This is a genomic window from Geminicoccaceae bacterium, from assembly GCA_020638465.1.
GTDB lineage: Bacteria > Pseudomonadota > Alphaproteobacteria > Geminicoccales > Geminicoccaceae > JAGREO01.
Map to the genome: position 1 here is coordinate 359272 of JACKIM010000003.1, position 14153 is coordinate 373424.

General features: G+C 60.9%; 11 protein-coding genes and 5 pseudogenes. 9 read left to right on the forward strand and 7 right to left on the reverse strand.

All coding sequences use genetic code 11. The features are described from left to right. The first annotated feature begins 22 nt into the window (after positions 1–22). The 3 genes from H6851_21290 (at position 23) to H6851_21300 (ending at position 3035) form a co-directional block, all read left to right on the forward strand. A complete protein-coding gene (locus H6851_21290; GenBank protein MCB9946142.1) occupies positions 23–1288 on the forward strand; it encodes a sugar ABC transporter substrate-binding protein in 1266 nt (421 codons plus the stop codon). Positions 1289–1350: 62 nt separating this feature from the next. Continuing rightward, positions 1351–2205, forward strand: coding sequence for a sugar ABC transporter permease (locus tag H6851_21295; GenBank protein MCB9946143.1), 855 nt, complete (start codon positions 1351–1353; stop codon positions 2203–2205). Next, the gene (locus H6851_21300) at positions 2205–3035 is read left to right on the forward strand and encodes a carbohydrate ABC transporter permease (protein ID MCB9946144.1); all 831 of its coding nucleotides are present in this window, start codon (positions 2205–2207) and stop codon (positions 3033–3035) included. The genes H6851_21295 and H6851_21300 overlap by 1 nt, the downstream gene beginning before the upstream one ends. 118 nt (positions 3036–3153) lie before the next feature. Here the strand turns inward: H6851_21300 and H6851_21305 are convergent. Continuing rightward, a pseudogene (locus tag H6851_21305) lies at positions 3154–4272 on the reverse strand (transposase). Between the two features lie 570 nt (positions 4273–4842). Here H6851_21305 and H6851_21310 point away from each other — a divergent pair. Together H6851_21310 and H6851_21315 are read left to right on the forward strand one after the other, a co-directional pair. Then, positions 4843–5085 carry a type II toxin-antitoxin system prevent-host-death family antitoxin gene (locus H6851_21310; protein ID MCB9946145.1) on the forward strand — a complete coding sequence of 81 codons (243 nt, stop codon included), beginning with the start codon at positions 4843–4845 and terminating at the stop codon, positions 5083–5085. Continuing rightward, positions 5082–5480 (forward strand): type II toxin-antitoxin system VapC family toxin, encoded by a 399-nt coding sequence (locus H6851_21315; protein MCB9946146.1) that lies wholly within the window; start codon positions 5082–5084, stop codon positions 5478–5480. Before H6851_21310 ends, H6851_21315 begins: the two co-directional genes overlap by 4 nt. A 6-nt stretch (positions 5481–5486) precedes the next feature. Here the strand turns inward: H6851_21315 and H6851_21320 are convergent, their stop codons facing one another. The 3 genes from H6851_21320 to tnpA all read right to left on the reverse strand — a co-directional run bounded on the left by H6851_21320 (position 5487) and on the right by tnpA (position 6984). Continuing rightward, the gene (locus H6851_21320) at positions 5487–5867 is read right to left on the reverse strand and encodes a type II toxin-antitoxin system VapC family toxin (GenBank protein ID MCB9946147.1); all 381 of its coding nucleotides are present in this window, start codon (positions 5865–5867) and stop codon (positions 5487–5489) included. A 2-nt stretch (positions 5868–5869) separates the two neighbouring features. After that, positions 5870–6115 (reverse strand): type II toxin-antitoxin system prevent-host-death family antitoxin, encoded by a 246-nt coding sequence (locus H6851_21325; GenBank protein ID MCB9946148.1) that lies wholly within the window; start codon positions 6113–6115, stop codon positions 5870–5872. 437 nt (positions 6116–6552) lie between these two features. Continuing rightward, positions 6553–6984, reverse strand: coding sequence for an IS200/IS605 family transposase (gene tnpA, locus H6851_21330; GenBank protein MCB9946149.1), 432 nt, complete (start codon positions 6982–6984; stop codon positions 6553–6555). Between the two features lie 216 nt (positions 6985–7200). Between tnpA and H6851_21335 the strand changes: the two are divergent. From H6851_21335 to H6851_21350, 4 genes and pseudogenes are all read left to right on the forward strand, one after another. Then, positions 7201–7350, forward strand: a pseudogene (locus H6851_21335) (transposase). Between the two features lie 123 nt (positions 7351–7473). After that, positions 7474–10367, forward strand: a pseudogene (locus tag H6851_21340) (Tn3 family transposase). Positions 10368–10375: 8 nt separating this feature from the next. Then, entirely contained in the window at positions 10376–11251 is an 876-nt protein-coding gene (locus H6851_21345; protein MCB9946150.1) for a tetratricopeptide repeat protein, read from the forward strand. A gap of 146 nt (positions 11252–11397) precedes the next feature. Continuing rightward, positions 11398–11994, forward strand: a complete 597-nt coding sequence (locus tag H6851_21350; GenBank protein MCB9946151.1) for a recombinase family protein — start codon at positions 11398–11400, stop codon at positions 11992–11994. 494 nt (positions 11995–12488) lie between these two features. Here the strand turns inward: H6851_21350 and H6851_21355 are convergent. From H6851_21355 to H6851_21365, 3 genes and pseudogenes are all read right to left on the reverse strand, one after another. Next, positions 12489–12833 (reverse strand): annotated as a pseudogene (locus tag H6851_21355) (DUF1738 domain-containing protein). A gap of 83 nt (positions 12834–12916) precedes the next feature. Next, positions 12917–13430: pseudogene (locus H6851_21360) on the reverse strand (GNAT family N-acetyltransferase). Between the two features lie 4 nt (positions 13431–13434). Next, entirely contained in the window at positions 13435–13734 is a 300-nt protein-coding gene (locus H6851_21365; protein ID MCB9946152.1) for a DUF1778 domain-containing protein, read from the reverse strand. Positions 13735–14153 lie beyond the last annotated feature (419 nt).

Here is a 14153-nt window from a genome sequence, read left to right on the forward strand (position 1 = left end):
TCAATCAGGAGGGGAGGAATTCATGAAAAGTCTCGGCTTGCCTCTGAAAGCGGCCTTGGCGTGTCTGGCACTGTCTGCCGGGGGTGCCTCGGCGCAGCAAGTCACGCTCAATTTCCTCAGTGCGCAGCGTGATGAGGTTGTGGCACCAATGATCGAAGGGTTCGAAAAGGCAAACCCGGACATCAAGGTCATCCACCAATCGGTCCCGTTCAATGACCTGAATGCGGCAACCGAATCGCGAATCGGCCAAGGCGATACCAGCATCGATCTGATTCATGCGGATACGCCGCGTATCCCCGCCTTCGCCTCGCAGGGATACCTTCTCAATCTCGATGATCGCCGTGCAGAGATCGAGAAGGCTGCGCCAAATGCGGTCGACATCGAGCAACTGAGCTGGAACGGCAGCCTTTATGCCTATCCGATGTGGAATTCCACGCAGTTGATGTTCTACAACAAGGATCTGCTACAAAATGCCGGTATTTCGCTGCCGAGCGGGAATCCTGCCGAGCGGGTGACCTGGGCGGAACTGCTGGATGCGGCAGCCAAGGCGCAGGCCGGCGGTGCCAAATGGGGCATGACCTTCCAGCAGGTCGACCGTTACTATCAGCTCCAGATGCTCTTTGAATCGAAGGGGGCGGGATCGGGCCTGATAGGGGACGACAACCTGACGCCGGCAGTCAATACCGAAGCTTGGATCGATGTCGCGAAATGGTACAGTGCTCTTTATGAAAAAGGCATCGCGCCGCGTGGCGTGACCCCCGAGCAGACGGATGAGATGTTCATCAACGGCGAGGTCGCCTTTGTCATCGGCGGTCCTTGGGCGATCGGCCGCTATGACCGCAATCCGGATCTTCACTATGCGGTTGCACCGGTTCCCTATTTTGCTGGCGGCAAGCCGGTGACGCCGACCGGCTCCTGGGCGATCTCGATCAACCCGCATTCGCAGAAGATCGATGCAGCACGCAAGTTTGCTGAATATGTCTCCCTGAATCCGGAGGGGGCGGTTCTGTCGGTATCGAAGAACCCGCTGCCGCCAGTTAATGCCGATGCTTTCAAGGTCTATGCCGAACACATGTCGGCAATGACCGACAAGATTGGCCCAGCGATCGACATCATCACCTACGAGCTTGCGAATACCGCAGTGGGCCGGCCCCGCTCGCGCGGCTATGTGACCTTTGAAACCATCATGAACCGCGCGTTCAGCGATATCCGCAATGGTTCGGACTCGGCCGAGGTCCTCAACGGTGCCGAGAAGCAGCTGCAGCGTGCGCTCGGTCGCCTCAAATAGTAGACGCGATATCCGGGAGTCCGGTGCCGGGCTCCCGGAATTTCCTGACCTGGAACGCTGCTATGTCACGAATGAAGCGCCTCATGATTGCCCTCGGCTTCCTGTTACCGGCAATTGTCTGTGTGGTTCTCTTGCGGATCTGGCCCGCAGGGTTGGCGCTACACGATTCACTCATTGCGCCGGGTGATGACAGCTATTCGCTTGAAAATTTCAACTATGTTTTCACAGATCCCGATTTTCTGAACAGTCTCAAGGTTACCCTGGTCTATTCGCTGATCGTCAATCCGCTCCAGATCGGTATTGCACTGGCTCTGGCACTTCTGATGAATACGCTGGTCCCGCTTATCGGGTTCTGGCGTACGCTGGTCCTGCTGCCGGTGGCCATTCCGCAAAGCGTTTCTGCGGTCGTCTGGGGTGTCGCGCTTCGTCCCGACGGACTTATCAATTCGGTGCTGGTGGTGCTGGGGCTGGAGCCGCAGCGCTTCCTTACATCCGCCGATCAGGCGCTGGGGTCTATCATCCTCATCGTGAGCTGGATCGGCGTCGGCTACTGGATGACATTCATTCTTGCCGGGCTGCAGGATATTCCGAAATCGCTATACGAAGCCGTCACCATCGACGGCGCGAATGGCTGGCAGCGATTCCGCTTCGTGACGCTGCCGCAGCTTCACCGCCCGCTGACCTTCGTGCTCGTGGCCAATACCGTCGCGAATTTCCTCGTCTTTGCACCGGTGCAGATCCTCACCGCAGGGGGACCGGAAGGGTCGACGAACCTGATCATGAACGAAATCTATACCAAGGCTTTCGTCATCAGCGATCCGGAAAGTGCGGCTGCGGCAACTGTCGTGCTGGTTGCGGCAGTGCTGCTGGTGGTGGTCATACAGTTCCGGCTCATGAGCCGGGCGGAGGACCGGTGATGGAACGGCGCCGCAAAATCCTTCGATATGTCATGATCGTCGTCGTCGCATTGCTTTTCTTTGCGCCGCTCTGGTGGGTCACCATCAGCGCGTTGCGTCCGTCGGATGAAATTTTCCGTTATATCTCACCGCTCAGCCTGCGCAGTTTCTGGCCCGAGGGCTGGACCCCGGCCAATGTCGTCTCGCTCTGGGAGGGCAGCTTCCGGCGCGCGATCCTGAATTCGATCTTCGTTTCTGTGGTGACGGTCGTCGTTGGGCTGGCGATCTGCTCGATGGCGGCCTTCGCGCTCGCCGTCATCGATTTTCCGTTCCGCAATACCATCTTCATGGTGATGGTGATCAGTTTCCTCATCCCCTTCGATGCCATCGCCGTTCCGCTTTTCGGGATCATGCGCGAACTAAAGCTGCAAAACAGCTATACGGGTCTGATCCTTCCGGGGATAGGCAACGGGCTCGCCGTCTTTCTGCTGCGCCAGTTCTTTCTTGGCATCCCCAAGGAACTGCGCGAGGCAGGATTTGTCGATGGCATGAACTGGTTCGGGATCTATTGGCGGATCTACCTGCCGCTTTCCGGCCCGGCGATGATCAGCGCTGCCCTGATCCTGTTTATTTTTCAGTGGCAGGCCTATCTCTGGCCGCTTCTCATCGCGCCGGGTCCCGATTACAAGGTGGCCGCCGTGGCGATCGCGCAGTTTTCGGGGCAGTATGATGTCGATTTCGGCCTGATCTTTGCGGCGGCGCTTTTCATATCCATCATACCGATGGTGATCCTGACGCTGTTGCAACGCTTCTATTCGGCCTCCGTCGCGAGTTCGGGAAGCAAGGAATAATATCAGTCGTCATAAACCTTGACTTAGAGGGTGTGTGAGAAGTCGCTCACCTCACCTCACCAAACGCTTGAGCGGGTCGATTCCGGTAGGGAGCAGGATCGTACGCTAAGCCTTGCGATCATCGCCTTGGCCATCGGTACTCGCCGGTGATCAGTATGTTTGCCCAACCGAGGGGCGATGTGTGGGCGAGGAGCCCCGGTGGACATGGAAGGAGCTCGCGCTCTCGCTGGGCAACGGCATGTGCGAGTTGCCCGGTGTTCCAGTAGATGATGATGGCGACGAGGAGATTGAGGCCCGCCATTCGGTAGTGCTGCCCCTCGGTGGTTCGGTCACGGATTTCACCCTGGCGGCCGATGCGAAGCGCATTCTTCAGGGCGTGATGAGCTTCTCCCTTGTTCAATCCGATCCGGGCACGGCGTTGCATGTCGGTATCGAGCAGCCATTCGATGATGAAGAGTGTCCGTTCGACCCGTCCGATTTCCCGGATGGCGACCGCCAGCTCATGCTGGCGCGGATAGGATGCAAACTTGCGCAAGAGGTGGCTGGGCCGGATGGTGCCGGATAGCATCGTCGCGACATTGCGCAGGACATCCTGCCAGTTGCTGGCGATGACATCCTCGCGAACCTTGCCGCCGATCAATCCTTTCAGCTCCTTTGGAACATTGGCCGGCTCGAAGACGTAGAGACGCCTGGACGGCAGGTCCCGGATACTGGGAATGAAGCGGTAGGCCAGCAGTGCGGTCACGGCAAAGACAATGTCGCTGAGCCCGCCGGTATCAGCATATTGCTCGCGGATACGCTTGCCGGTTTCGGTCATGAGAAGGCCATCGAGAATGAATGGTGCCTCATTGGCGGTCGCCGGGATGTTTTGAGTGGCGAACGGGCTGAACTGGTCGGAGAGATGGGTGTAGGCTTTCAATCCCGGTTCGTAGCCATATTTTGCATTGATGAGATTCATGGCCTCACCCTGGCGCGTCGTGGAAAAGAACTGCCCGTCGCTGGATGCGGTGAGTCCGGCACCCCAGAAGCGCGCCATCGGCAACATGGACTGTGCCTCGATCACCATGGCCAGCGCACGGTTGATGGCGTCACCTTCGATATGCCAGCGTGACAACCGCGAGAGCTGAAAATAGTCATGAGTGTTGCAAGCCTCGGCCATCTTGCTCAGGCCAAGATTGAGGCCCTCGGCCAGCAAGACGTTCAGCAATCCGATCCGGTCCTGGCAAGGAGCACCGGTTGGGTCCCCGACACGAGTTGGCAAAAAATGCGCGTTAACGAGACAAAGGGCGAACAAAGTATACGAAAAACCTCATTTTGAGGTTTCCGACAGTCAAATCATTCCGCCAGGGTTTTTCGTACAAGTCATTGGGCTAAAATCGAGCAAAACTGCGCAATTCCACCATCTTGTCGAAAGGCATGTGTTTCCCGACATAGGCCCTCGTTCCTGCTTTGTCCCCTTAGCGCGTAAAAATCGCCAACTCGTGTCGGGGACCCTAGGTGGGCGATCACGAAGTCAGGGCAACCAGTGAGTCACTCAGCCGCCTGTCCGGCGGATAGGAGCGGTAATTGCCGAAGCCTGTCGCTCCAGCGGGCGATTTCTCCATACGTAATTGACAATCCCGCAGAGAGCTATGCATCTCCTGTCCAAATCCGTATTGTTTCTGACCATCAGAAGGTTTGATTCCAGACAGTGCATGAAACATTTCCGCCTGCCGCAGTTTTCGGCGGACCTGCCAGCAAGGGCTCAGGGAGTTGCAAATCCGCTTTTTATGAACTAGTTTAAAAGCTGGTTTGAAGGATGAATGCCATGCGCGAAATCGGAGCATTTGAAGCCAAGACCCACTTGTCGGAATTGCTTGCGGCCGTCGAAGCCGGAGAAACTGTGCGGATTACCCGGCGGGGCAAGGCGGTGGCCGATCTGGTTCCCATCGCCGATGTCCGCGACACCCGGGCATCCGCGATTTCCCGTATCGAACAACTGAGCCAGCAGTTGGAGCAGCCTCTGTCGGTCGATGAAATACTATCCGCCCGTGACGCCGGCCGGCGCTGATGCTCGTGGTCGATGCATCGGCGGTCGCGGGTTGGTTGTTTCCCGATGAGGCCGGGCCCGATCTTCAGACGCTGTCGTCACATTATCAGATTTTCATGGCGCCATGGCTGTTCTGGGTCGAGTTTCGCAACATCCTTGTCATGAGCGAACGCCGCGGGCGGTTGCCGAAGGGTTTTGCCGACCAGGCTATCGAAGCCGTCGACAACCTGGGGGTCATACTCGATACAGATCCGTCCAATGCCACGACGCTCGCGTTGGCACGGCGTCATGGCCTTACGGTCTACGACGCTCTTTATCTCGAGCTGGCCTTACGCAAGGGTGGTGATCTCGTCACGCTGGACAAAGCTTTGGCGAAAGCTGTACGCGCTGAAGGAATTGCAATTAATTTCCCATAATCCACATTATGCATTCGCATCGAATGTTCTGATATCATACAATTTGAACTTCCCGTCAGCGGTCAAGATGTGCATGTCTTCACATCTCGCCTGGGCAATCAGCATTCGGTCGAATGGATCACGGTGATGATGTTCGAGTGACGTCAGGCTGCGGAAATGTTGGTCGGTCAGCCCCAGACGATCAAACCCTTGCTCCGCTATCACCGAACAAACTTCGCCAACATCCGCATCGAGCTTTCCAAGGCTGGACTTGATCGCAATCTCCCAGAGTACGACCGGGCTGATGACCGGTGTTTCCGACATGATCATTCTTCGCGATCGGGGTCCGAGCTTTTCTGAATCGATGAGCCACCAAAGAAGTGCCTGGGTATCCACAAGAATCCGCATTGTCAGTGCGCGCCTTCGAAATCGGCGATAATCCCGGGATCTTCGTCATCGAATCCGTCGACAATGGTGATCTTGTTTTTCAATGCGCCAGGTGAACGGGTCTGAAACGTGCCTTCGGTTGAAACGATCCGGAAACACCCCCTCTTCGCGCCGCGGCGCGTGATCTCCACAGGCACACCTGCTGCTACAAGATCAAGGATTTCGGATAGCCGCGCCTTGGCTTCTCTGAGCGTGAAATGCGTTTGCATAATTCATCTCCATTATCGATAAACTACTTTTATCAATTGTAGTCACAATGGGCAATCTCAAAATTCACGCCTGCTGGTCTGGGGCATCCCAACTTAGCGAAATGTCCAGCCCAACGGGGAAGGTCATACCTCAGGGGCGGACATCCACATCATCAACGCCGCTCTCTGCTTGACCGACTGAAATGTGGGGGGGTAGTCTCAGTTCAATTGTAAGCCGTTGAGCCATCGCGGCCAGATTTGAACGAAGAGAGCGATAGTCATGTCTCAATTGACGCCGACCGAAGGCGACGATGTGATCAACGGCGGGTTCTTGCTGGAATCGATTGACGGAGTAAATATCCCCCGGCAGAGCCGGGGGCTTTGGTTGAGAGCCGCTCAAAGCGGCGGTTTGCGGCGCTGCGCGGCCGCAATCTGTTCGCCGCCTGAAGGCGGCATGTTCAGGGTAACAGCGCGAGTTGATCGAGCCGGCGATCTTCCTTCTCCTGATTGCGAATGTAGTCGCGGATGACCGTTTCGTCTCGCCCGACCGTGCTGACAAAATATCCTCTTGCCCAGAAATGTTGGCCAACGAAATTGCGTCGGCGTTCGCCATAAACACGGGCTAAGTGAATGGCGCTCTTCCCTTTGATGAAGCCGACGACATTGGAGACAGCATATTTGGGGGGAATGGCGAGCATCATGTGGACGTGATCCGGTAGCAGATGACCTTCTATGACCTTGCTCTCCTTTTGTTTGGCTAGCTGTCGAAAAACCGCGCCGAGATGTGGGCGCAGGCCTGTATACAGCGTCTTGCGTCGGCATTTCGGGATAAAGACGACATGATATTTGCAGTCCCAAACGCTGTGACTTAGGCTCTGATACGTGTCCATCGCTGACGTTCCTTCCGTATGCGTGGTGGCAAACGAAAGAAACCCGGCGATGGACTGCCGGAAACGTCAAACTCGGGCTGCCGCCCCGGCATAGCCGGGGGATCTCCTATTTTAGTTTAGGCGGATTTGATCGTTTAAAGTCCCCGATAGGGGATCCGTAAATCCCCCGCCTTTAGGCGGCTTGGGTGATCAGGCGGCGCGTCGTAGAATGCCGGCATGGAAGTTTACAAGCGCGGCAGCCATACGGTCTGGGACTGCAAGTATCATCTGGTCTGGATCACGAAGTACCGCTACCAGGTTCTCGGTGGTGATGTCGGGCACCGTTGTCGGGAGCTGTTACGCGAGACGGCGCGAGCGCACGAAATGGGCCCGACTGGCCCGAGCGTGCATATATGGACGTTTTGGGTGAACGATAGGGGAATGGGACTTCAGCATTGACGCCTTTCGAGCGCCGCCCGAGTGTGATGGGTGGAAAGCGGAGGGGACGCCTTGGTCCGGTCATTCATCGAGATCTGGAGCCTGAACTTCGACGACACGGTGTTCGTCGGCGAGTTCAACCGGTCGAGCCGGGTCTGGGTAGCGTTTCAGCTTTGCTTCTTCCGCGATCACGGGCGTTTTCCCTCGCGCGAGGGCGACGGGGATGCCGAAGCTCTGCGGTATCTGGCCCAGCAACTGGGCGAGCCTGCGCCCGAGGTTGGGGGTTTTCGGTACGGGCATGTGAACGCGCGGCGTCAGCGGGCGTCGATCCTGCGTCGGCTTGGGGTCCGTCGCGCCGTCGACCGGGATCGGCAAGCCTTGCGCCGGTGGATTGCAGAAGCCTGCGGTCGATCCGCCAGTCCCGCGTGGCGGAGCAGATGGATGCGGCCTACCGCTGGGGCTTGGCGCAGGGCTTCTTCGTTCCCTCTGACAAGATCATGGAGCGGCTGGTCCGGGGCGGGCAACATGATTTCGTCGAGACGATCCTGGGCGTGATCGCGGCGCGTCTTTCGGGCGAGACCCGCCGTCGGCTGGAGGCGAGCCTGGCGGCGCCGAAGGAGGCGACCGGCTTTCAGGCGTTGAAGGGCGATGTCGGGGCCGCGTCGCTGGCGAATATTCTCGCCGCTTGCGAGCGCCTGAGCTTCGTCGAGGGGCTGGATTTGCCGTTCGACGTTCTCGCCGGGATCGATCCGGCCTGGATCAAACGCTTGAGCCGCCGGGTGGATCGCGAGACCGCCTCGGAGATGCGCCGCCACGCCGATCATCGGCGGCTGGGGCTTTGTGCGCTCTATCTGATGGATCGTCGCGGCCAGATGATCGATGGGCTGGTCGATCTGTTGCTCGAGATCGTGCATCGCCTGCGGACACGGTCGCGACGCAAGGTCATCACGGCGATCGCCAAGGACATCGAGCGCGTCTATGGCAAGGACCGCCTGCTCTACGCCATCGCCAATGCCGCGGTCGACGATCCGAAAGGCCGCGTGATCGATGTGATCTATCCGGTGGCGGGCGTCGCGAAGCTGAAAGCGGTGATCGCGGAGCATGACGCGAAGGGCACGCTGGACCGGCGCATCCAGATGGTGATGCGCGGCTCCTACGCCAGCCATTACCGGCGGATGCTGCCGAAGCTGCTGTCGGTGCTGGACTTCCAGTCCAACAATGCGGGCTGGCGGCCGATCCTGGAGGCGATCGACCTGATCGTGCGGCTTGGCGAAGAGGGCCGCCGCTTCGTCCCGGCGGCGCGCGCGCCCGAGGGATCGATTCCGGGCAAATGGCGGGATCTGGTGATCGGCGCCGACGGGCGGATTAATGTGATTTCCTTCGAGCTGTGCGTGCTGACCCAGCTGCGCGAGCGGGTGCGGGCCAAGGAGATCTGGGTCGCCGGGGCCGACCGCTATCGCAACCCCGATGAGGATCTGCCCGCCGATTTCGCGGAACGGCGGGAGGCGTATTACGCCGGTCTGAATCTGACGCGGGACGCGGCTTCCTTCGTGGCGGATGTGCGCAAACAGCTGGAGGATGAGCTACGTCTCCTCGATGCAAGTCTGCCCGCCAATGACAGGGTGCGCCTGCTCTGGTCCGGCGAGAACCGGATCCGCATCACGCCCTTCGCGCCTGCCACGCCGCCGACGGGGCTGGACGCGCTGAAGGCGGAAGTTGAGCGGGTCTGGCCGATGACCGGCCTGCTCGATGTCCTGAAGGAGGCCGCGCTCGACACCGGATTTCTGGCGAGCTTCGAAAGCTCGGCCAGCCGGGAGGCGCTGCCCCGCCCGGTGCGCGACCGGCGCCTGCTGCTGGCGCTCTACGCCGCCGGAACCAACGCCGGGCTGAAGCGGGTGGCGGCGGGGACGCCGGATGCGAGCTACGATGAGCTGCTCCACATCCACCGCCGCTATATCGACCCCAGCGCGCTCAGGGCGGCGACCGCGCGGATCGCCGACGCCACGCTGGCGATCCGCAACCCTGCGGTCTGGGGTCCGGCGGGCACGGCCTGCGGCGCGGATTCGACGAAGTTCGGCGCCTGGGACCGCAACCTGATGACCGAATGGCACGCCCGCTATGGCGGGCGCGGTGTCATGATCTACTGGCATGTCGAACGGCAGGCGACCTGCATCTATTCCCAGCTCAAGCGCTGCTCCTCCTCCGAGGTGGCGGCGATGATCGAGGGCGTGCTGCGGCATTGCACTGACATGGAAATTCAGCGCCAGTACATCGACAGCCATGGTCAGAGCGCCATCGGCTTCGCTTTCTGCCGCCTGCTCGGCTTCGAGCTGGCGCCGCGCCTGAAGGCGATCGCCCGGCAGAAGCTGGTCCTGCCCGCGGCGGGCATGCGCGCTGAACTGCCGAACCTGGCGCCGATCCTCTCCGGCGTGATCGACTGGGACGAGATCGCGCGCCAGTATGACGAGATGGTCAAATACGCCGCCGCCATGCAGCACGGAACCGCCGACCCGGAGGCGATCCTGCGCCGCTTCGCCCGCGCCGACGTCATGCACCCGACCTACAAGGCGCTGGCCGAGCTGGGGCGAGCCGTCAAGACCATCTTTCTGTGTCGCTATCTGCGCTCGGAGGATTTCCGCCGCGAGATCAACGAAGGGCTGAACGTCGTCGAGAACTGGAACAGCGCCAACGGCTTCGTGTTCTTCGGCAAGGGCGGCGAGATCGCCTCGAACCGCGTCGCCGATCAGGAAGTCTCCGCGCTGGCGCTGCATCTGGGACAGGCGTCCATGGTCTACGTGAACACGCGGATGGTCCAGTCGGTGCTGCGTGCGTCCGACTGGGCGGCACGGCTCTCCCCGGAAGACTATCGCGGGCTGACGCCGCTGATCTACGCCCATATCAACCCCTATGGCCGGTTCGACGTCGATCTTGACCGGCGGATCGACTTCGACCGATTGGCAGCGTGAGCAGACCCATGCCCACATCGAAGAAGCCGCGCAAGAAGTCCTCCCGGCTATCGGCCGGCGCCGAACTGGCCGCCCTGCCCAATCTGATGACGCTTGAGGGCATGTGGCGGGAACTCGGCGCCGGTCCTGACGATGAAGCGCTCGGCGAGGCGCAGGACCTGGTCTATGACGCCTGGGAAACCGCCGATGGACGCAGCCGGTATGCGCTCGCGCGCAAGGCGTTGAAGCTCTCGCCGCTCTGCGCGGACGCCTGGCTCATCCTGGCAGAACGCCCGTCACTGTCGGCCAGAGACCGCCGGGAATTTATCGAACGCGCCGTCAAGGCCGGAGAATTGGCGCTCGGAGAAGACGGGTTCGCCGAATATGCGGGGCATTTCTGGGGATTCCTCGAAACCCGCCCCTACATGCGCGCCCGGCATCTTCTGGCCGAGAATCTCTGGCGCTCCGGCGACCGCGACGCCGCGATCAAACATCTGCGCGAGATGCTGACGCTCAATCCCGGCGACAATCAGGGGCTCAGATACGTCCTGCTGGCCTGGCTGATGCGCACCGACGATGACGTCGCCGTCAGGGCGCACCTTCGCCAGCATGACGACGAAGCCAGCGCCTTCATGAGCTACACACAGGCCCTGTTCGCCTTCAAGGCCGGAGACGGCGGCGATGCCGGTCGCCAGGCCGCCGAGGAGGCCTGGGCCTGCAACCGTCATGTGCCCGGGCTTCTCGCCCATAAGGGCAAGCTCAGCTATCGGGATACCGGCTACTACACCATGGGCGGCGAGGACGAGGCCGCCTATTATGTCGAGGAATACGGCTTCGCCTGGAAGCAGACGCCCGGAGCGGTCGACTGGTTGCTGGAAGTGACGAAAGACCTGAAGCCGCGATAACCCGGAGGAGGATTGTTGCATTGATCAACGTCACTATGGGTATACCTATAATGGCGCCTGCGATGAACAGTCCGGTGCCTGATTTTCCTGTTCATTTTGGATTTGTTTCAGGTTATTGAACAGTGCATGTCACAGGCACAACCAAAATGAACAAATCTCCCGCCCGAATCGGTTATGCGCGCATATCGATGGCAGATCAGAGCCTCGATGCGCAGGTCGCGGCACTCGAGGCCGCCGGATGCACCATGATCCGCACCGAAACCCGCAGTGGTGCCACCCTGGACGGCCGACCGGAACTGAAAACTATCCTCGACTTCATCCATCCGGGCGAGACGCTGGTGGTCACCCGCATCGACCGGCTGGCGCGCTCCATGCGCGACCTGCAGACGATCGTCGCGGTGCTCAAGGACAAGGGTGCCCATCTCGCCACCACCGAACAACCGGTCGATACCTCCACAGCCGCCGGCAAGGCGTTTTTTGATATGCTGGGGGTCTTTGCCGAGTTCGAGACCAATCTGCGCCGCGAGCGTCAGGCCGAGGGCGTTGCCGCCGCCAAGCGGCGCGGTGTCTATCGTGGCCGCCCGCCAAAGATCGATATGGATGTCATCAGGGAACGTCTCGCCAAGGGCCTGTCGCCAACAGCGATCGCACGCGATCTCGGTATCTCTCGTGGGACTGTCTACAAGGCAAAGGCATTGATGACCTCATGCAGCAAAGCGGCAGGGCAAGAGGCCAGCCTGTGAAAAAGCCGAGAAAACAGATACCGCCGCCCAGGGTGAAACCCGCCCCACCACGCAACCTGACCCCGCCGCTCTGCAAGCAACTCGCCCGTGATCTGCTGGTTGCCTGCAGGAAGGTCGCGGAGAGCCACGGGTTGAGCGTCGAGGGTGGCGATCTGAGCGATATCGACCTGCGCCACGGCTTCGACATTCACTTCCGCGTCGGAATACCCATGCCGGACGGATCCTTGTTCTCACATGACAAGGCCCTGTTCGAAGTCCTCGCGCCGAGCTTCGGGCTGGAGCCCTCGGATTTTGGCCGAACCTTCAGAACGGGCGGAGAGATGTTCCGCATCACCGCCATCAACCCCAACCGCCCGAAATATCCCATCAGCGCCGAACGCCTCGCCGACGGCCGCGGCTTCAAGTTCACAGCCGAAAATGTCGCGGCCTACCTCAACACACCAAGCCTGTGAAACCTCCCAGCATCGTCCTTCAAAACGTCCATATATGCACGCTCGGGCCAGTCGGGCCTCTTCGGGCGTGAAACGGTCGGCATAGACCACCGTGGTGCCACGCTCGCCCTTGCGGACATTGCCGCCAAGCGCCAGCGCCTGGCGAAAGGTCAGCCACGCCTGCGTCGGATAGCCATGCTGCACCACCGCACCCCAGAGGATCAGCACGTTGATCCCGGAATATTGCCGGGCAGTCGCGGCGTTCCTCGGCATCGCCAGAGGCGCCTTCGCCGCCGCCGTCCCCCAGGGCTGAACCCAGGGCAACCGGCCCGCCTCCAGCTCAGCGATGATCTTGTCGGTGATGTCGTCGTAGAGGTTGCTGCGCGCGTTTCGGTCCTGTCTGGCCATCGGGCTGATCTCCGCGACGGGCGCCGGAGGCCACTCCCCCGAACCCTCAACCCGTCACGGAAACCCCGGCCAAACTCGAACTCTCAGCGCCGTGCGGCCTCGGCCAGCGAGGCGGCGATGGCGGCGATGGCGCGGAACAGGACCAGCGGGTCGTCGCGTGAAGGCAGGAAGCCCCGGCGGCGCCAGAACTCGGCGGCCTCGGCATCGACCGCGTTGACCACCAGCGCGCGGCCACCGATCAGCGCCGCCGCCTGCACGCTGCGTTCCAAGCGCGTGTTTGACAAGGCCCGTGCCGATGCCGCGCCCGGCCCATTCCGTATCAGTCGCAAGCTGGCCGAGCAGCAGGCAGGGCACCGGGTCGGGCGGCTGGCCCGTCCTGACCGACCGTGGCAACACTGAAGGAACCACTGCCGTTGGCGCCAGCCCGTAATAGCCGACGACCCGGCCAGCCTCATGCACCACCATCACGGCGGTAAAGCCCTTCTGCTGATTGGAGAGCGCGCGCGTTTTCAGCCAGTGATCCAGCACCGGCTTGCCGCAGGAAAAGGCGGATAGGTCATGCGCCGCCGTCAGTGGCTCGGGGGCGGAGAGCGCCACGGGATCACGGACCCTTGGTGGCGTCAGCCTCCCAGGGCGCGGGGCGGCGCGCCAGTTCGACCATCTCCGGCACCGGCGCGGCGGGGGCGGAAACGGCCTCCATGAAGGCGGCGAAGCCATCCGGGCTCATGCGGATCAGGCCCTGCTCCATCACCACCTCTTCGGCCGCGCGCACCGCCGCCTCGCGCACGAAGTCGGTGCGCGAACGTCCGCGCAGCCCGGCGGCGCGGTCGATCATGGCGACATCCGCCTCGGGCAGGCGCATCGAGATCGGGTAGTCCTTGCGGTCGGCGGCGAGGGCCATGGCGAGTCTCCTTCGCGGGGAAGATAGGGGATTGTAGCGCAATATGCAATACTCTAGGCTGATCCCATTCAATATTCGGGGGCATTGAGGCAGGACATGATCCAGCGGAGGACGGGATTCCATCGGTCATTTTACGCCGCCACAGCGCGACAGGCTGCGCCCGCCTACGCCAAAGCACGCTATATCCACCCTGTCGCCGCCGTTTCTTTCCCTGTGATTTCCGTTGCTTGCGGACCCGCGCCCCGGAATACTGATGAACATGAGCTTGCCAGCACAGATAAACGCCGCCAAGATGACCGAAGAGGAGCGCAACGCGCTGCTCGAATCCCTGCTGCTTGGCGAGCCGGAACTGACCCTCGCCCCCCCATGCGCCAGAGGGCGCGCCCGATCCACGGCTTGTGCAACTGGTCCGGCTTTTG

Bases quoted from the DNA above. Each gene is read 5' to 3' on its own strand.
- tnpA (MCB9946149.1), bottom strand. From the start codon at position 6,984: ATGGACACGTATCAGAGCCTAAGTCACAGCGTTTGGGACTGCAAATAT.
- H6851_21310 (MCB9946145.1), top strand. From the start codon at position 4,843: ATGCGCGAAATCGGAGCATTTGAAGCCAAGACCCACTTGTCGGAATTG.
- H6851_21365 (MCB9946152.1), bottom strand. From the start codon at position 13,734: ATGGCCCTCGCCGCCGACCGCAAGGACTACCCGATCTCGATGCGCCTG.
- H6851_21290 (MCB9946142.1), top strand. From the start codon at position 23: ATGAAAAGTCTCGGCTTGCCTCTGAAAGCGGCCTTGGCGTGTCTGGCA.
- H6851_21300 (MCB9946144.1), top strand. From the start codon at position 2,205: ATGGAACGGCGCCGCAAAATCCTTCGATATGTCATGATCGTCGTCGTC.
- H6851_21345 (MCB9946150.1), top strand. From the start codon at position 10,376: ATGCCCACATCGAAGAAGCCGCGCAAGAAGTCCTCCCGGCTATCGGCC.
- H6851_21325 (MCB9946148.1), bottom strand. From the start codon at position 6,115: ATGCAAACGCATTTCACGCTCAGAGAAGCCAAGGCGCGGCTATCCGAA.
- H6851_21295 (MCB9946143.1), top strand. From the start codon at position 1,351: ATGTCACGAATGAAGCGCCTCATGATTGCCCTCGGCTTCCTGTTACCG.
- H6851_21350 (MCB9946151.1), top strand. From the start codon at position 11,398: ATGAACAAATCTCCCGCCCGAATCGGTTATGCGCGCATATCGATGGCA.
- H6851_21320 (MCB9946147.1), bottom strand. From the start codon at position 5,867: ATGCGGATTCTTGTGGATACCCAGGCACTTCTTTGGTGGCTCATCGAT.